This window comes from Phycisphaerae bacterium (genome assembly GCA_012729815.1).
Taxonomy (GTDB): Bacteria; Planctomycetota; Phycisphaerae; order JAAYCJ01; family JAAYCJ01; genus JAAYCJ01.
In genome coordinates this window covers 1-17,250 of record JAAYCJ010000261.1, presented here as the reverse complement: position 1 = coordinate 17,250, position 17,250 = coordinate 1, and the positions used below count along the sequence as shown (strand labels likewise).

General features: G+C 62.6%; 17 protein-coding genes. 4 read left to right on the top strand and 13 right to left on the bottom strand.

The features are described from left to right. From GXY33_17105 to GXY33_17095, 3 genes are all read left to right on the top strand, one after another. A partial coding sequence (locus GXY33_17105; protein ID NLX06858.1) for an Asp-tRNA(Asn)/Glu-tRNA(Gln) amidotransferase subunit GatA occupies positions 1-739 on the top strand: 739 nt, incomplete at its 5' end. A 31-nt stretch (positions 740-770) separates the two neighbouring features. Next, entirely contained in the window at positions 771-2,255 is a 1,485-nt protein-coding gene (gene gatB / locus GXY33_17100; protein ID NLX06857.1) for an Asp-tRNA(Asn)/Glu-tRNA(Gln) amidotransferase subunit GatB, read from the top strand. Positions 2,256-2,424: 169 nt separating this feature from the next. Continuing rightward, a complete protein-coding gene (locus GXY33_17095; GenBank protein ID NLX06856.1) occupies positions 2,425-2,802 on the top strand; it encodes a PilZ domain-containing protein in 378 nt (125 codons plus the stop codon). Positions 2,803-2,843: 41 nt separating this feature from the next. Here the strand turns inward: GXY33_17095 and GXY33_17090 are convergent, their stop codons facing one another. From GXY33_17090 to tig, 4 genes are all read right to left on the bottom strand, one after another. Continuing rightward, positions 2,844-3,491, bottom strand: a complete 648-nt coding sequence (locus tag GXY33_17090) for a hypothetical protein (GenBank protein ID NLX06855.1) — start codon at positions 3,489-3,491, stop codon at positions 2,844-2,846. Then, positions 3,481-4,143, bottom strand: coding sequence for an ATP-dependent Clp protease proteolytic subunit (locus GXY33_17085; protein ID NLX06854.1), 663 nt, complete (start codon positions 4,141-4,143; stop codon positions 3,481-3,483). Before GXY33_17085 ends, GXY33_17090 begins: the two co-directional genes overlap by 11 nt. Positions 4,144-4,168: 25 nt before the next feature. Further along, positions 4,169-4,822, bottom strand: coding sequence for an ATP-dependent Clp protease proteolytic subunit (locus GXY33_17080; protein NLX06853.1), 654 nt, complete (start codon positions 4,820-4,822; stop codon positions 4,169-4,171). 93 nt (positions 4,823-4,915) lie between these two features. Next, the gene (tig, locus tag GXY33_17075) at positions 4,916-6,298 is read right to left on the bottom strand and encodes a trigger factor (GenBank protein NLX06852.1); all 1,383 of its coding nucleotides are present in this window, start codon (positions 6,296-6,298) and stop codon (positions 4,916-4,918) included. Positions 6,299-6,541: 243 nt separating this feature from the next. Here tig and GXY33_17070 point away from each other — a divergent pair, with 243 nt between their 5' ends. Next, positions 6,542-8,842, top strand: a complete 2,301-nt coding sequence (locus GXY33_17070; GenBank protein ID NLX06851.1) for a DUF5110 domain-containing protein — start codon at positions 6,542-6,544, stop codon at positions 8,840-8,842. An 18-nt stretch (positions 8,843-8,860) separates the two neighbouring features. Here the strand turns inward: GXY33_17070 and GXY33_17065 are convergent, their stop codons facing one another. From GXY33_17065 to GXY33_17025, 9 genes are all read right to left on the bottom strand, one after another. Next, a complete protein-coding gene (locus GXY33_17065) occupies positions 8,861-10,033 on the bottom strand; it encodes an undecaprenyl/decaprenyl-phosphate alpha-N-acetylglucosaminyl 1-phosphate transferase (GenBank protein NLX06850.1) in 1,173 nt (390 codons plus the stop codon). A gap of 3 nt (positions 10,034-10,036) precedes the next feature. Further along, positions 10,037-11,041, bottom strand: coding sequence for an ATP-grasp domain-containing protein (locus tag GXY33_17060; protein NLX06849.1), 1,005 nt, complete (start codon positions 11,039-11,041; stop codon positions 10,037-10,039). 80 nt (positions 11,042-11,121) lie between these two features. After that, positions 11,122-12,402: a Gfo/Idh/MocA family oxidoreductase gene (locus GXY33_17055; protein NLX06848.1), complete on the bottom strand. Its 1,281-nt coding sequence runs from the start codon at positions 12,400-12,402 to the stop codon at positions 11,122-11,124. Positions 12,403-12,442: 40 nt separating this feature from the next. Continuing rightward, positions 12,443-13,528 carry a hypothetical protein gene (locus GXY33_17050; GenBank protein NLX06847.1) on the bottom strand — a complete coding sequence of 362 codons (1,086 nt, stop codon included), beginning with the start codon at positions 13,526-13,528 and terminating at the stop codon, positions 12,443-12,445. 75 nt (positions 13,529-13,603) lie between these two features. Next, positions 13,604-14,677, bottom strand: coding sequence for a hypothetical protein (locus GXY33_17045; protein ID NLX06846.1), 1,074 nt, complete (start codon positions 14,675-14,677; stop codon positions 13,604-13,606). Between the two features lie 55 nt (positions 14,678-14,732). Further along, positions 14,733-15,101, bottom strand: a complete 369-nt coding sequence (locus GXY33_17040) for a four helix bundle protein (GenBank protein ID NLX06845.1) — start codon at positions 15,099-15,101, stop codon at positions 14,733-14,735. Positions 15,102-15,164: 63 nt separating this feature from the next. Beyond that, the gene (locus GXY33_17035; protein NLX06844.1) at positions 15,165-16,175 is read right to left on the bottom strand and encodes a Gfo/Idh/MocA family oxidoreductase; all 1,011 of its coding nucleotides are present in this window, start codon (positions 16,173-16,175) and stop codon (positions 15,165-15,167) included. Between the two features lie 276 nt (positions 16,176-16,451). Further along, positions 16,452-17,051: a GNAT family N-acetyltransferase gene (locus GXY33_17030; GenBank protein NLX06843.1), complete on the bottom strand. Its 600-nt coding sequence runs from the start codon at positions 17,049-17,051 to the stop codon at positions 16,452-16,454. After that, on the bottom strand, positions 17,017-17,250 hold a 234-nt coding region (locus GXY33_17025; protein NLX06842.1), incomplete at its 5' end, for a hypothetical protein. The genes GXY33_17025 and GXY33_17030, both read right to left, overlap by 35 nt.

Below are 17,250 nucleotides of genomic sequence, written 5' to 3'. Positions count from 1 at the left end.
GGACTTCCTGGCCGGGCTGGACAACGCGGACATCAAAGGCCTCAAAGTCGGCCTGCCCAAGGAATACTACGGCCAAGCGGGACTGGACGCCGAGGTGAGCCATGCGGTCGGCGAGGCAATCGAGCAGCTCAAGGCGGCCGGCGCCGAAACGGTCGAGGTCTCGCTGCCGCACACGGATTACGCGGTGGCCTGCTACTACCTGATCGCCACGGCGGAGGCGTCGAGCAACCTGGCCCGGTACGACGGCGTGCACTACGGCTATCGGACGCCCTCGCCGTCGGACCTGATCGACCTGTACTCGCGGTCGCGGGCTGAGGCCCTCGGCGACGAGGTCAAGCGACGGATCATGCTCGGCACGTACGTGCTGTCGGCGGGCTATTACGAAGCCTACTATCTGAAGGCTTTGAAGGTCCGCACGCTGATCAAGCGGGATTTCGAGCGGGCGTTCGGCGAGGTGGATGTGATCTGCTCGCCGGTCTCGCCGACGCCGGCCTTCCGGATCGGCGAGACGGTGGACGACCCGCTGGCGATGTACCTGAGCGACATATACACGATCTCGGCCAACCTGGCGGCGATTCCGGGGCTGAGCGTGCCGTGCGGGCTCAGCCGGGCGGGTCTGCCGATCGGCTTGCAGATCCTCGGCCGGCATTTCGACGAGCCGACGGTCCTGCGGGTCGGCGCCGCCTATCAGGCCCGGACCGACCATCACCGACAGCGGCCGCCGATCGCGAGCGCATAGCCGTCGCCGGCCAGAATCGAATAGGAGCGCCATGCCGATGCAGTCATCCGGCAATCTGCAATATCGCGTGATCGTGGGGATGGAAATCCACATTCACCTCGCGACCGAGAGCAAGATGTTCTGCCCGTGCCCGAACCGGTTCGGCGACGAACCGAACAGCAACGTCTGTCCGGTCTGCCTGGGCTCGCCGGGCGTGCTGCCGGTGATGAACCGCCGGGCGGTGGAGTACGCGCTGCGGACGGCCTTGGCGCTGAAATGCGAGATCGCCGCGTTCACCAAATGGGATCGGAAGAACTACTACTATCCGGACCTGCCGAAGAACTATCAGATCTCGCAGTACGACTTGCCGCTGGCCCAACACGGGGTCATGGATATCCCGGTGGATGGGCAGCTCAAGACGGTGCGGATCCGGCGGCTTCACCTTGAGGAAGACGCGGCCAAGCTGCTGCACGAGGGGCTGGTCGCGGCCAGCCACGTGGACCTGAACCGCGCGGGCACGCCGCTGATGGAGATCGTGACCGAGCCGGACTTGGCCTCGGCCGACGAGGCCCATGCCTTCGGGTCGGAGTTACGCAGCCTCGTGCGCTACCTGGGCGTCAGCGAGGCGAACATGCAGCAGGGTCAGATGCGGCTGGAGCCCAATGTCAACCTGGCCATCGTCCGCGACGGTCAGGAATACCGCACGCCGATCGCCGAGGTCAAGAACCTCGGCAGTCTCCGGGCCCTCCAGCGAGCGGTCGAATTCGAGGTGCAGCGGCAACTCGATGAGTTCGAGCGGACCGGCGCCACGATGCAGATGGGCAACAAGAGCACCCGCGGCTGGGATGAGGGCCGCGGCGCGACCGTCCTGCAACGGGAGAAGGAAGAGGCCCACGACTATCGCTATTTCCCGGACCCGGACCTGGCCCCGGTCACGCCCGAACCGGTGTGGATCGAACAGGTCCGATCGGAACTGCCCGAACTGCCTGTCCATCGGCGGCGGCGGTTCGTTGAGCAGTTCGGCTTTTCGGAAAAGGACGTCGGTACGGTGGTGGACGATCGAGCGACCGCGGACCTGTTCGAGCGAGCCCTGGCCGCCGGCGCGCCGGTCAGGAACCTGGCCAACCAATTCATCAGCTTCTGGGCGATGCACGCCAATCAGCGCGGCGTGCCGATCGCGGAACTGCCGGTCCCGGCCGAGCGAATGGCCACGTTGGCGGCGATGGTGGAACAGGGAACGGTTAACGCGACCACCGCGGCGGCCATCGCTGAGAAGATGCTGGCTGAGGACACCGACCCGCAGGCGATCGCGGAGCGCGAGAACCTGGTGCAGGTTTCGGACAGTTCGGAGATCGAGAAGCTGGTCGACGAAGTCCTGGCCGCCAATCCGCAGGCGGTGGCCGACGCGTCGAGCGAAGGCAAGAAGCAGAAGAAGGCGTTCGGTTTCCTGACCGGGCAGGTGATGCAGAAAAGCCGCGGACAGGCGAACCCGAAGATCGTTAACGAACTGCTGCAGAAGAAGTTAAGATCGTCCTAGCGGCTCCACAAGTGGTTTCCCACCAGTGCAGAGGTTCCGCTCCCCGCACCGAGTCCAACGTCCGATAACCCCCCGGATGCCCCATTTCGCCGTCTCGGCGGGTCAAGTGTATGGACAAAGTTTCCGATCAGAAGGGTAGAGCGACAGCCCGGAGGGCGGAAAGGGCCGAATGATGAAGGCAAGAATCGTCATCAAGACCATGCAGCAGATGGGCCGGATCATCCAGCTGATCAAGGAGGCCACGCTGCAGGAGGAAGGCACTGACGGACGGCGCGGCCACTGGCGGTTGGAATACGGCACGCCAGGCATCATCGTGCCGGAACAGGACGCCAACCTCTTTGAACCGATCTACGTGACGACTCGCGATATTTCGCTCGAAGGGGTAGGGTTCTTTTCCACCCACCGGCTGCGGCCGGGTCAGCGGATCCTGATCACCGTCGAGACCGATTTCGGCGATCTCGAGGTGCCGGCCAAGGTGGTCCACACCAACGGCACGGTCGGCGGGTTCAAGATCGGGGCGAAGTTCCTGCTGGACGAGGCGAACTGAGCCGCGGCGACCTCCCCCCTATTGCAGCCGGCGTTCGTTTTCTAGCCAACCGGCTGAGTTCGCGCCGCGCTCGGCCCACCATTGACTTCCACCGTCTTCTGAGCGGTGAAGCGTCGGCCGGTCAGGAGTTCGACGAACTGGACGTCGACGGTCACCTCCTGGCCGCGAGGCGGCTGCGAAAACGGGCAGCGGACGGTGAAGTGGTTGGTCAGCAGCCGGCCGTACCAAAGCTCCAGGGACTCTTCGGGCGGCACGTCGATCTGACCGACGACTACCGGCTCATCGCCGGACAGGTCCACAAGACGGATGCTGATCCCCCCTGCCGCCTTGATCACGTCGCCCGCCCTGTCGATCGGCTGAAGGTAGACCACGACCCCGTCGTCGTAGCCGTCCTTGTCATCGTCATAGGCTCCGGTCAGGCCCTCCAGCTCAATCTTCTGCGTCTTGACCAGTAGCCCGGACTTGTCTTCGGGCAGATTCTGGAGACGGGTGATCTGTTGCCGCGAGACGTCAAGCTGCTGCTGCAGATCGGCCAGTTCGCCCCGCAGGCGGGCCTGCTGGTCTTGAATGTCGCCGAGTCTGGCGCGGCATTCCAGCAGGTCGTCCGGACAGGTCGACCGGCAGCCGGCGGCGAAGGCGACGCCGGCGCAGATCAAGCCGACCAATACTGGACGATGGCTACTCCTCACTGTCCTGTTCCGCGGCGTCGCCCTCGGCCTCGCGCGGCCCCTTGGCCGGCGACTCCGGAGCGCTCTCAAGGATCTTGTCGGCCAGCCCGTACTCGATGGCCTCGCTGGCTTCCAGCCACAGGTTGCGGTCGCAGTCGCGATGCACCTTTTCAGCGCTCTGGCCGGTGTGTTTGGCGAGGATTTCGTAGAGACGCTGCCGCAGGCGGATGATTTCCTTGGCCTCGATCGAGAGGTCGGTGGCCCGCCCTTCGAGGATGCCCGCGATCAGCGGCTGGTGGAGCATCACCCGGCTGTTGGGCAGGAGAAACCGCTTGCCGTCGGCTCCGCCCGCGAACAGCACCGCGCCCATGCTGGCGGCTTGTCCGATGCAGTAGGTGGCCACGTCGCAGCGGAGAAACTGCATGGTGTCGTAGATGGCCAAGCCCGCCGAGATCGAGCCGCCGGGCGAGTTGATGTAGAAGTTGATGTCCATCTTCGAGTCCTCGTTGGACAGGAAGAGCATCTGGGCGATGATAAGGTTGGCCGAGTCGTCGGTGACCGGCCCGCCGAGAAAGACGATCCGGTCCCGCAGCAGACGCGAGTAGATGTCGTAGGCCCGCTCGGCGCGTCCGGTCTTTTCGATGACGATGGGAACCAGTTGATTATGGGGCATGGTATGACCTTCCGTATGTGTCGGGTTAAGCTTTGGGCCCGGCGGGCGAGGGCGGTTCGCCGCCGACCGCGGCCGCCTCGTCGGCCTGGAGAATTTCGTCGATGATGCCGTACTCCTTGGCCTCGGCGGTGGACATGTAGCGGTCCCGCTCGGTCTCCTGTTCGATCTTCTTGGGGTCCTGCCCGGTGTGCTTGGCCATCAGTTCGTTAAGGAGCTGGCGGTCCTTGATGATCTCCTCGGCCTGGATGTTGATGTCCTCGGCCTGGCCGGTGATCCCGCCGTACGGCTGGTGAATCATAATCTTGCTGTGGGGCAGGGCGTATCGCTTGCCCTTGGTGCCGGCGGACAGCAGGAGAGCCGCCCCGCTCATCGCCACACCCACGCAGTACGTCGCGATTTCGCAACTGCAGAACTGCATGGTGTCGTAGATGGCGAGAATCTCGCCCATCGACCCGCCCGGGCAGTTGATGTACATGTGGATGTCCTGATCCTTCTTGAGGTACTGGAGGCGAAGGATCTTCTTGATGATGTCGGAGCCGAAGGTCCCGCCGTACTGCATGTATATCTGCGGGCTCAGCGGCATGTCGACGAAGATGATCCGGTTCTCCAGCAGCAGCTCGTTGATGGTCATCTGCCGCCACTGCTGATAGCCCGGTCCCTGGTTGCGGGTGTCGGGCATCCAGGCGCCGTGATTCTCAGGCGACCAGAGGTTCATATCGCTTCTCCTTGTGTCCGGAGTTCGTGATTTCGTACCCGAGGCGCGGCGTCAGGATTACTTCTGCTCCTTCGCCTGCCCCTCGGCCTTGGTGATCTTGGCGTTGTCCAGGAGCTTTTCGAGGACCTTGCGCTCGCGGAGCACGCCGAACACCGAATCATAGCTGCCGTCCCGCATCATTTCCTCGCGGGCGCGTTCGGGCCGGCGGCCCTGGCTGGCCGCGATGTTGGCGATCAGGCTGTTGACCTCGCCCTCGGTGACCTCGATCTCGAACTGGCGGGCGATCTTGTCCACGATGAAACTGAACTTCAGGTCGTCGACCACGCGGTCGCGGGCGCCGGTGCGGAGTTCGTCGATGCGGCCGCGGATCACCACCTCCGGGAAGCCCATCTGACGCAGTTCGATGACCCGGCGGACCAGAGCGCGATCGGTCTGCCGTTCGATCAGGCCCTCGGGCAGGTCGAGCTTGGTGTTGGCCAGCAGATGGCTGCGGACCTGGTCTTCCAAGTCGCGACGGACCTGCTGCCCCTTGCGGGCTTCGAGCTGCGTGCGAGTGGTGTCGCGCCAGTCCTGGACGCTGCCAAAGCCGATCTTCTTGGCCAGTTCGTCATTCGCTTCAGGCAATCGCCATTTGGAGATCTTCTTGACCCCGATCCGAACCTTGGCCTCTTTGCCGCGCCAATTCTCGTTGGCGTGTTCCTGGCTGACCGTCACGGGACCGGCTTCGCGGGTCTCGCCCACGGCCGCCCCGGCCAAAGCCTCATCCAGCTTGTCGAACGGGACGCCCTCGATCGGCTGATCGCGGGCGACCAAGTCGATCTCGTGCCGGACCTCCGGCGGCAGGTCGCCGACTTCCAGGCTCATGTCAGCGGTGATATGATCGCCCTTCTCGACCTTGGCGTCTTCCGGCTGGTCCTCGAGGACGGCCAGGCGCCAGCGGATGTTCTCGATCTGCTCGTCGATGTCTTTGTCGGTAACCTCGACGTCCTTCTCGGTCACTTCGATCCCGTCCAGCGACGGCAGCTCGAACTCGGGCTCGACCTCGACCTCAAAGGCGAAGGTCATCGGTCCGTTCTCGGGCAGTTCGACCTTCTCCATGTCGAAGTCAGGCTCGCCGATTGTCTTGAGGTCGGCCTTCTCGAGGGCCTGCTGGATGCCTTCGGCCATCAAAGTCAGCCGCACCTGCTCGCGAACGTCCTTGGCAAAGCGTTTCTCGACCAGCCGGCGCGGAGCCCGCCCGACGCGAAAACCGGGAACCTGGGCCGAGTTGGCCAGTTCGCCGAAATTCTGATCGAGCTTCTTGTTGACCTCCTGCTCGGGTATTTCGATGGTCACCTTCTTCTTGAGGGTGCCCACGTCCTCGACGGACGCCACGTTGACGCTCAGCGGCTCGGGCGTTTCCGTCTGCTCTTGGTTCTGAACCTGGTCCTCATCGGCCATTGCGTTTGCTCCTCAGACACCTGTCTCTGTAAAAGGTAAACTCTTATTGTTAGTGGAAAACGGTCAAATTTCAACTGATTCGGCGACACATTAGCAGAAAGACTGCTAAATCGCAAGGTTTTCGGCGGGTTCGAGGCCGGCCGCAACCGCCAAAGGGGCTGGCGGGCCGGAACCGGCGGCAGTAGGATGTTGGCTCCAATGGCGTTACGCGGAGGCCGGACTGGAACACCTGGAGCGACGCAAATGGCTGGGAAATCATCGGGCGAAGAGCCCAAGCGGCGGGGCAAGGCAGGCAAGGACGGGCGATTTTACGATTTTGTCACGAAATCGGGACCGGTCGTCCGGGTCGGCTTCGTGGCTCCGGGCGTGGTCCGGGTGCGGGTCTCGCCGGACGGGAGCTTTCCTCCAGCGGCGATGAACCGCTACGGCTTTATTCGTGAACCGCGGAACCCGCCGGCGACCGAGGTTCGGGAGGCCGGGCAAGCGGCTGAGCTGACCACGGACGAGATGGCCGTTCGGATCGACCGGAAATCGGGCCGGCTGACCTTCCTGGCCGCAGGCAGGACGCTGACCAAGGAGGCGTTCAACCCGGAGGTCAGTGGGTCGGGCGGCTTCCGTTTGGGGCTGCGGTGCGGTAACGACGAGGAGTTCTTCGGTCTGGGCGACCAGACCCGCGCAGCGGTGGCCCTGCGCGGCCGCAAGGCGGATCTTCACGTCACCAATGTCAGTTGCTACATTCCGATTCCGTTCTTCATGAGCACCGCCGGCTACGGCGTGCTGGTGAACACGACCTATCGCCTGGGTTTTGACCTGGCGGCGTCCAAGCCGGATCGGGCGCAGATCGCCAGCAACGGCGGCCGGCTGGACTACTACCTGATCCGCGGCCGGTCGCTGCCGGAAATCCTGGACCGGTACACCGATTTGACGGGCAAACCCGCCCTGCCGCCGAAGTGGTCGTTCGGGCTGTGGTTCATCTGCCGCGACCAGGCCGACGTCAAGGAGGTGATGGACGACTGCGTCAACTTCCGCCGGGAGAAAATCCCTTGCGACGTGATCGGCCTGGAGCCCGGCTGGATGAGCCGGCACTACGACTACAGCAAGGACCGGACCTGGCACCCGGAACGCTTTCCGATCCCCTTCTACGCCCAGACCGGACAGCACAATTTCCTGCCCGCGATGAAACGGCTGGGCTACAAGGTCGAGCTGTGGGAATGCAACGACTACGACCTGAGTTTTGAGGCGGAGCGACGATGGGGCCAGGCCGCGGCGTCGCCCAGCGATTCGCAGGCAACGGCCAGACCCGTCTTCCACGCCGATGACGTCGAGAAGGACGTGCACTTCATGCACCCCGTCCGGATGGACAAGCTGACCGATCCAGCCGAGCCCTGGTTCGAACACCACAAGAAGTTCATCGACCAAGGCGTGGATTTCTTCAAGCAGGACGGCGCGCTGCAGGTCTGCGCCCATCCCGACCGGCTATACGGCAACGGCATGACGGATGACGAAATGCACAACCTCTATCCGCTGCTCTACTCGCAGCAGATGCACGAGGGATTTCGCCAGTACACCGGACGTCGGCCGTGCTGCTTCACGGACGCCGGATGGGCCGGCCTTCAGCGGTACACCGGGACCTGGACGGGCGATACCGGCGGCGCGCACGCGACGCTGGTGGCGCAGCTGAATACCGGATTGTGCGGCCATGCATGGTCGACCTGCGACATGGAGGTCACGACGCCCGAAGGCATCCACTACGGTTTCCTGCTGCCGTGGGCCCACGTCAATAGCTGGAACTACTGGCGGCATCCGTGGCTCCAGGGCGAACGTCTGCAGCGGATATTCACTGATTACGCCCGGCTGCGGTATCGCCTGCTGCCCTATCTCTATTCGCTCGCGTGGCAGTCGCACCGGACCGGATTGCCGATGATGCGGGCGATGGTGCTGGAATTTCCCGACGACACGGCGGCCCGGAATCTGCTGCACCAGTACATGCTCGGCCGCGAGCTGCTGGTCGGCGCGTTCAGTAACGAGGTCTATCTGCCTGCCGGGCGCTGGTTCGACTTCTGGACGGGCGAAATGCACCAAGGCGGCAAACGGCTCACATACGATCCGCCGGAGGACCGGGGCGGAGCATTGTTCGTCCGGGCCGGAGCAATCGTGCCGATCCTGGCCGAGGCGCCGGACTACGTGGGTCAGCGGCCGGAGAACCAGATCGAACTGGACGTGTACCCCGCAGCGGATGCGGCCTTCGAACTCTACGAGGACGACGGCGTCGGGTACGGCTACGAGAAAGGCCAGTTCGCACTGACGCACTTTCGCCTGTCCAGCGGCCGGGATGAGTGGCGGCTGGAGATCGGCCGCCGTGAAGGCGAGTACGAAGGCATGCCGCCATCGCGGGAGTACCGCCTGACGATCCACGTGGAGCGCAGACCTTCGGCGGTGCGATTGGACGGTCGGGAGGTGGAGTATCTCTGGGACCAAGCCAAGCGGGTGGTGCGGGTCCAGACGCCGGCCAGCGGCCAAGCGGTCTGCCAGATCGCGTTGTAGTCACCGCTGAATACGAACTCAAGATCGGACGGCGCCGCGAAGGCCGGACATCTTGAAGAAGCCCTTGCGCCACACGATCAGCAGTGAGACAACCGCAATGGCAAGGTAGAGGATCACCGCGTGCCGCGTGCGAAGGAACACCGCTCCGACCACGCCAAGCAGGACGTAAAGCCCGGCCAACAGATAGTTGACCGCGACGGTGCGCTCCAGCGGCATGCCGCGATCGATCATCTGGTCGTAGATGTGTCCGCGGTCGGACTTCATGATTGGACGCTTGTTGATCACGCGTCGGATCAGCGCGGTGGTCGTATCGAGGATCGGCAGGCCGAAAATGACGACGGAGGCGAACCACCAGCGGGTGCTGTTGGTGGCCATCAGCATCATCATCGAGGCCATGATAAAGCCCAGCAGGATGCTGCCGGCGTCGCCGAGGAAGATCGCCGCCGGATGGCGGTTGAACATGAGAAAACCGAACACCGAGCCGACCAGGGCAAGGCCCACCACGATCCGCACCGCGTCGACCGACGTGTCGGTGGCCCAGGTCGCCAGGTGAATGGCCAGGACGAGGAATCCCAGCGTGATGATCGCCGTAACTCCGGCACACAGTCCATCCAGACCGTCCAGGAGGTTCAGCGAGTTCGTCGCCCCCAGAACGAAGAACAAAACCACCACGTAGGCCACAATGTCGTGCAGGAGCGGAGGCAGGGAAACTCCCACGATTCCGGACAGCGGCTGAAGGTCGGGTTTGATCCCAGCGGCGACCAGGAACACCGCGCAGATGCCCTGGCCGATGAGCTTCTGCCACGGCCGGATGTCCTTGACGTCGTCGATCAGTCCGACCAGGGTCGCCACCACAGCCCCGGCGCAGATGGCGTAGATGATCCTGATCGCGGGGCTTTCGGGCCCGATCGCATCGGCAACAAGCACCACTCCCAGCAGCATGGCCGCAAGGAAACCAACCAACACCGCCACTCCGCCCAGATACGCCGTGGGCCGCTTGTGAGTCTTGACCGCTTCGTCAGGCAGATCGAGAATGCCAACCTTAAAGGCTATGAAGGACGCGACCGGCGTGGCGAACAGCGAAACGACAGTAGCGACCACCAGCGTCGGCCAGTACGGATCGAGCACTCCCTTGATCGAGCCGTAGGGACCGACAAAACCTCCCCAGAACGCTAGAATATGACTATCCATGAATCAGGTTCCTTGCCCAGTCTGCCCGGAGTTGCGATCGATCCACACGGCGGCGTCGTAGCGAAGCATGCAGAGGCCGTCCTTCCAGCCGTCGGTGCGGATGCGAGGCTTTGCGCCCAGCGTCTCCTGAATAATCCACGAGGGGAAATCCGCTCCGGCCTCGATGCTCAAGGGAGCGCCGCCGCCGAATCGTGGGTTCACTTCGATAAAGCGTATCTCGCCTTCCAGCGTGACGAATGCCTGAATGGTGATAACGCCCGGACCGGCCCCAAGTGCTTCGACCAAACGGGTGCACTGCTCGATCAGGGCGGGTATCCGGGCGGTCTGCCCTTTCGAGACCTCGCCGCCGCGCACCTCGATGCGCCGCCGAGGCACCACGCAGCGGACGGCCATCTGGAAGTCCACGTACACATCGCTGGTGTACTCCTGGCCCTCAAGATACGGCTGAACGATGCAGTGCGGGACACGCTTGCTCCAGTAGCCGAATTCCTCCTCGTCGCGGGCGACGGCGTTGCCTTTCGAGGCCGAGCCGTTCCAGGGCTTCAGGAACACCGGGTAAGTCAACTTGGATGCATCAACCTCGCCCAATTCGCGGGTCTCCGGAGCGCCAAATCCATGCTCGCGAAGGAAGCGATACGTCCGCCGCTTGTCCTGACAAATTTCGATCACATCCAGGTCGGAGACCAGCACCCGGGCGCCGGCGTCCTGGAACTCCTGCCGGTGGGTCGCCAGGTGTTTCAGTTCGGTATCAATCGTCGGGATCACCAAGTCGATCCGATGCTCCCGAACCAGCTCCAGTATCTGGGGGATGTAGTCCGGATCGGCGATCGGCCGGGTAATGACGTGCTTGTCGCAGGCGAACAGGGCCGGCGAGAGCGGGTTGGCGTCAGTCCCAAGCAGAAAAAGGTCCACACCAAGCCGCTTGGCGGCGGCGCGAAATGCCTGAACCAGTTCGTATCGCCGACCGACACAGGTGAATAGAATATTAATCCGGCTGCTGCCAGCCATAAACCAACTCCAGGGCGACCCACAATACTTCTATTATAGTACTCTTGCGAATAGCTGCAATCAAGGCCGTCGCCTGACCCTTACTGAATATCGTTCAGTTCGATCATCCTCTTTTGGAGCATGGAGTCATCGGCGGCGAAAGCAATCATATGCCCATGAATGGAATCGTGGATGTCGGTGCTGGAAATCGAGCCGTTCCGGCCGCTGACCACGCGGACGAAGTCGTCGGCCAGCCGCATGTCCCCCCCACCGTGCATGTCGTTGGAGACGTTGATGTCGATCCGCTCCTCGGAGAACTCGTGTCCGGCCCGCGCATCGGGCTTGTGGATGAAGAAATGTCCGTCTTCCATGGCCCCGCGGATCTCGCCGGCGGTTCCAACGATGTGAATCGTCCGGCACGGCCTGGAGGTGTTGGCAAACATGTTGTGGGTGGCGACCACACCGTCGGCGTACTCAACTATCACCGACTGGTGGTCCACCACGTCGTTGTCGCACCGCCACACGCAACGGCCGTGCGGATTGTCGCTCTTGAGCGACTCGATCTTCTTCTGCTCGGCGAGATCCTCGATGTGCTCCAGTGACTGCCAGGCGTACATCCCCCACAGGTTCTGCTCAATGTAGTTCTTTCTGGCCGAGTAAGGGCAACCGGCTTCGATTTCGCAATCCGCCAGACACCGCGTACCCGAACCCGGCGGGGCGTTTTCGGGGCGGAAATGCATGAGATTGCCGAAACTGGCGACCCGCTGCGGGGCGATTCCCGACATGTACCAGCAGAGCAGGTCCAGATCGTGACAGCACTTGGCCAGGAGCATCGGGGCGGAGCTATCCCGATTTCGCCACTTGCCGCGGACAAACCCAACCGCCATGTGGTGATAGCTGACGTTCTCGGCGGTCTCGATGGACAGGATTCTGCCGATCTCGCCGGCCAGGAGGCGTTTCTTGATCTCGACGTAGAACGGCGCGTAGCGAAGCACGTGGCCGATCATGACCTTGCGGCCGGTCCGGCGAACGGTCCCTTCCAGATCGAGCAGTTCACGCTTGATCGGCGTGATGGGTTTTTCGAGCAGGACGTGGTATCCCGCCCGCAACAGCGGCAGCGTGGTCGGAACGTGGTCGCGGTCCATCGTGCCGTTGATCGCAGCGTCGGCGAAGGCCGGCTGTTGAGCCAGTTCCTCAGCCGTTCGAAAGCACTTGTCCTCGGAGAAGCTGTACCGCTGGGCGGTCTGGCGGCGGCGGGCCGGATCCGGATCGGCCACTCCGACGATCCGCAGGCGGTCCGGATGCTGCCGCGACAGATCGGCGTAACATAGGGCTCGGTGGCCGGCTCCGATGACCACGGCGGTGACAGGCGATCTGCTCATGGGTTGTCCTCACAGAGCCATCGACTTGGCAAAACGTCCCCTATGCGGTGCGGTAACTCCCTCGCTCGGCTACAATCCGGCGGTAGAGCTCGTAGCTGTCCACTGTGATGTCCGGGCCGATGGTGTGGCTGCCGATCACGATGCCGCCGTCGCGAGCCGCTTCGACCACCGCTTCAACGTGGCGGCGGATGCGGTCCGGATCGCCGGAAGGGAGAATCTTGGAGTTGCACAGGCCGCCGACGAACCACAGGCGTTTCCAGTAGTCGCGGACGAGTCGCGTCACGTCCATCGAGGCGTTGGGCTCGACCGGGTTGATCCCGTTGATGCCGGCGTCGACCAACATGTCGAGAAACGGGTAGAGATTGCCGTCGCAGTGCAAGCCGACCCAGCGGGCGCCGGCCTGCTTGAGTTGGCTGACCATTCGCCGGTAGACGGGCAGGAAGACCCGCTCGAAGGTCCGCGGAGAGAACATCGGGGCGTTGACATTGCACATGTCGTCGAAGATCCAAACGCCCGTGTCCTGGAGTTCGGCCCGGCGAAGCGACTCCAAGCCGATCGCCAGCAGATGCTCGCCGACCTTGCCGATCAGGGCCTTGGAGAACTCCTCGTCCTCGGCGAAATCCACCAGCAGGTCCACCTCGCCGCGGATGAACGTGGAGCGGATGAAGGGACCGCCGATCTTGGCGAACACCACGCGCCCCTTTGATTGATTCTCGTGGACGGACTCGACGAAGCGGGTGTAGCGCTGGTCGAGGTCCGGCGGGTCGAACCGCACGCGGTCCAGGCCGCTGCGGCTCTCGATGAGACGATCGATTGTCTCGGCAAAGTGGGCGCCGCGCCGGGTGCGGACGGTGCGTCCCCAGCCGTCGTCGCCGTATACAAACTCGCCCTCCTGGCGGATGGTCCGGACACGGGTGGGAAAAAAGCACTCCTCAGCCGTGCAGATGGCCAGGTCGGTCCAGTAGTGATCGGCCACCCGGCGATCGGGGCCGAGGTTGTACCGGCGCCGCCAGTCGTCCTCGAACTCCTCCCAGAAATTGTCGAAGACGGGCAGCCGATCAGGAGGCTGGAAGGACAGGGCCTGGTTGACGATCTTTGTCGAATTGTCGCAGAGTACGGTCAGCACGGTTGTTCCTTTGGTCGCCGGCTGAAACGGCCGGCATCGTTGCTGCGTCGCGTCACGCTCATCGACGTGACCGGTTCAGCCCAGGTGCTTCTTGAGGAAGGCCAGGCCCTGGTCGACCAGGATCTCGTGGCCGCCGTTGTGGTCGGCGTACTCGATCCGTTCGGCCAAACCCAGCTTCTCATAATAGCCGCGGGCTCGGACGAACTCGGCGTGCTGCAGAGGCCACCAGCCGATCCCGTCCGCCCGGCCTTGCTGGATCTGGTACGCCCGCGGGCAGATCAGGGCCGCCAGCTCAGCATCGCCGAAACCGCCCGCGAACCAGCCGGGAATCCAGATGTGCTCCTCATTGGCGTCGAGGAAGGATGAGTATTGAGGGCTCGAAACGGCCATCTTGGGGAAACGGTCGTTGAAGAACGCACAGTTGATGCCGACCTTGATCCGCGGTTCGAGCGGCACGGTGTACATCGTGTACATCCCGCCCAGTGAAATGCCCCACATGCCCACGCGGACCATGTCGATCTCCGGCAGACCCAGCACGTAGTCGAGCAGGCGGCGGATCTTGCCGATCTCCAAGCCCATCAGCGTCTTGCCCAGCAGCGAGCAGAGCCGCTGGAGGCGGGCCCGCGGCGGACCTTCGGTGATGTTGCTCGGCGCGAGGACCGCGTAACCCGCTTCGAGCAACGCCCGACCGTAGGCGTGGTAGATGCCCTGGGCGTCATTGAGGCCGAAAATCCGCTCGGGCGACGAGGCGATGCCGTGCTGGGCGATGACCAGCGGCACCGGCTCCTTAACGCGCCTCGGCATGGCCAGCACCGCCCGGGCCTTCAGGCCCCGATCCAGGTCGATGTAGAGCCACCGGGCCACGTACTCGCCGTCCTCGAAGAACGGCTCGTAGTAGGCGTTGAACTCCGCGTTGTACTCGACCTGCCCGACCGTCTCAGCCCAGCGGTGGCGGTGCGGGTCGCAGGTGTTGATGTACGCCTCCGGCGAGCTGTAGTCGAGTTCCCACTTGCGCCGGGCCTCCAGCATCTCCCGGCACTTGGTCACCAGGTAGATCTCAGCCTCCCGCCGCATCAGCGACTGCCGGTCACCCTCGCACCGCGCCACGACCGCGTCGCCGAGTTCAAGAAAGTTCTTGTAGCTGGGCATGAGCGTCTCCGAAGAATTCAGAACTCAGTTGTCAGAACTCGGAATAGACACCATTCTACCCGTCTGCACCGGAAATCTTTGATGAAAAAGCCTCCAACAAACGGCTTACCTCCTCCAAATCATGAGATAACCGACGGCTATCTCCGTAGCCGAGATCCTGGGCCAAAATCAGGTAATACCTGCATTCTTCGAGTGAACACTGGGCGACGTTCAGGAAGTACCGCTTCTCCGCGTGGCTCCGCTTTCGGAATGCCTCGACGATGTTGGCGGGCACGGAAACCGCTGCCGGCCTGAGCTGCGACGTCAGTCCGTATAATTCCGCCTTGGGAAACCCACGGCTGTAGGCATACGCTTCAAGCACCCATGCATGGGCCTTCTGCCAAACTACCAGATCACGAAATGTTTTGGCCGGCAACCTCGTCATATCGCCCCTGTGCCGCCGAGCGGTAAGCCATTCTGAGTTCTGAGTTCTGAATTCTGACCACTTTTATACGTGCGTTTCCTCCCGCATCATCGATGCCCCATAGATCTTGTCGACCAGGTCCATGCTCTTGTAGGCGTCTTCCAGGCTATGGTGCGGCGGCTTGCCCTTTTTGACCGCGTCGATAAAGGCCCGGCTCTCCTGGCAGAAGCCCTGGTGAATGTGCGTCTGGTCCGAACCGGCCTCCGCGACGTGGTCCGACTGCCAAGCCGGCTCGACCTTGTTGTCGGTGTAGAACGCGCCCTGGCCGTCGATATCCACCAGTCCCATCCCGTTGGCTCCGTGGAACTCGAATTTGAAGATTCGTCGGCCGCTGCGCCAGTTGGTCAGCAGCACACCCTCGACGCCATTGCTGAATTGTACGACGGCCGTAAAGACGCACGGGTACCACGCGTCGAGCTTGCGTACGTTGGAACTGATCGAGACAACGTCGGCCAGGCCCGCGTAGTAGCGAAGCGAGTCGACCGCGTGGATCGCGTCACAGTGCAGGATGTCGATCGCCCCACGGTAGTAGGGATGCGTCTGGGAGGGCACGGCATTTTTATAAAAGCTTACCACTACCTGGTTTAGCTCGCCAGCCTTTCTGACTTTCTGCCAGACGGTGTTGGTCAGCGGGTGGAAGCGGCGCTGCCAGCCGACGGCTGTGATGACTTTCCTCTCTTTGGCCTTGCGGGCGAGGGCGATCGCCTGGTGGGTCGTCACGGCTGGGGGCTTCTCGATGAACAGATGGTGACCTCGTTCCATCACGTCCATCGCCACGTCGAACAGATGGTGTGGCGGCATCAGGACGTAGACCGCATCCGGCTTGGTCTGCTCCAGCATCGCCTGATAGTTCGTGAACGTCTCTTTTATCCGGAATTTCTCCGCCGTAGCCTTGAGTTTCTCCTGGTCCAGATCGCAAAGCCCGACGATCTGGACATCCTCAAAACTCGTCACGGAGGGGTAGTGAACCCCGTTAGCCATCCCGCCCGCACCGACCAGAGCCACCTTGACCTTTTTCGAACCGCCCTTAGCCATTGCCGTACCTCACAACCACGAACCACTGGATAGTCAATCGCAACCGATTATATATAGCACAGTAAATACACTTTACCGAAGAGTCAAGAGGGAAACCGCCAAGATGATTACTTCCCCATACCCACCTATATCATGTTATTCTATAATGACTTCCATCAGCAACATCCCAGATAGAGGCCCTGCCGAAGTGCGTCAAGGCCAAACCAGCAACAGGCTGTATATATACAGACAAGTCTATAACAACCCGCAAGCGTAAACAAAGGAGGTCATGAAGCCTCAGGAGAGTTGCTTGAGATAGGCGTTGAGCAGGTAGCCGTGGTGGAGGTGCTGACCGGCGAGGGTGAAACCGAGCTTCTTGTAGTACTCGTTGGCGGGGAGCTGCTCTCCGACCATGACCTTCACCGTGGTGATCCCTCGCCGCTGAAACTCGTCGAGGGCGGCGGTCATCAGGAGACGTCCGATCCCCAAGCCGCGAGCCGTCTGGTCAACCGCCACCGAGAGGATCTCGGCCTTCGGCAGATCGGATTCGGCTTTGGCTGGATAGAAGAGGGTTTCGAAGGCGTTGCGAACGTTCCGCCACACCAGCATCCGCGGGAGCATTCGCCAGGCCAGACTGAAGAAGGATCGCTTCAGGACGTGCTTGTAGACCGCCCCTACGCTCTCAGCGCAGCCGATGAAACCCAAGACGTGCTCATCCTGACAGGCGACGAAACCGAAGGCCTCGGGGCAGTGGATGATCCCCTGATAGAGTCTGCGAACGAACGCCGGACCCAGCGAGCTGATAAATCCCTGATTGATGCCCTGGATGTGAAGCTGCGCCACAGCGGCCAGGTGCTGCTCATCAATCGGGACAATGCTGACCGGCTGTTGATCCATGATTCTCAAGCACTCCGGGATACACGTCGGTTATGGCGGAAAACTGGAAATCCGAGAGCAGGCCGCGCAGCTTGCGTTCCACCGTCTTCCGCTGGCGGTACTGAAGGTAGGTGAACTTCGCGTACTTAAGTCGTTGCGCCATCGACCAGGAAGGATCGGCCGAGGCGGGCGGTTCGAGCTCGACCTCATACGGGTGGAG

Excerpts from the sequence above, each read along its gene's own strand:
- GXY33_17055 (NLX06848.1), bottom strand. The coding sequence starts at position 12,402 with ATGAGCAGATCGCCTGTCACCGCCGTGGTCATCGGAGCCGGCCACCGA.
- GXY33_17095 (NLX06856.1), top strand. The coding sequence starts at position 2,425 with ATGATGAAGGCAAGAATCGTCATCAAGACCATGCAGCAGATGGGCCGG.
- GXY33_17085 (NLX06854.1), bottom strand. The coding sequence starts at position 4,143 with ATGCCCCATAATCAACTGGTTCCCATCGTCATCGAAAAGACCGGACGC.
- GXY33_17030 (NLX06843.1), bottom strand. The coding sequence starts at position 17,051 with ATGGATCAACAGCCGGTCAGCATTGTCCCGATTGATGAGCAGCACCTG.
- GXY33_17035 (NLX06844.1), bottom strand. The coding sequence starts at position 16,175 with ATGGCTAAGGGCGGTTCGAAAAAGGTCAAGGTGGCTCTGGTCGGTGCG.
- GXY33_17045 (NLX06846.1), bottom strand. The coding sequence starts at position 14,677 with ATGCCCAGCTACAAGAACTTTCTTGAACTCGGCGACGCGGTCGTGGCG.
- GXY33_17060 (NLX06849.1), bottom strand. The coding sequence starts at position 11,041 with ATGGCTGGCAGCAGCCGGATTAATATTCTATTCACCTGTGTCGGTCGG.
- GXY33_17065 (NLX06850.1), bottom strand. The coding sequence starts at position 10,033 with ATGGATAGTCATATTCTAGCGTTCTGGGGAGGTTTTGTCGGTCCCTAC.
- GXY33_17040 (NLX06845.1), bottom strand. The coding sequence starts at position 15,101 with ATGACGAGGTTGCCGGCCAAAACATTTCGTGATCTGGTAGTTTGGCAG.
- tig (NLX06852.1), bottom strand. The coding sequence starts at position 6,298 with ATGGCCGATGAGGACCAGGTTCAGAACCAAGAGCAGACGGAAACGCCC.
- gatB (NLX06857.1), top strand. The coding sequence starts at position 771 with ATGCCGATGCAGTCATCCGGCAATCTGCAATATCGCGTGATCGTGGGG.
- GXY33_17080 (NLX06853.1), bottom strand. The coding sequence starts at position 4,822 with ATGCCCGACACCCGCAACCAGGGACCGGGCTATCAGCAGTGGCGGCAG.
- GXY33_17070 (NLX06851.1), top strand. The coding sequence starts at position 6,542 with ATGGCTGGGAAATCATCGGGCGAAGAGCCCAAGCGGCGGGGCAAGGCA.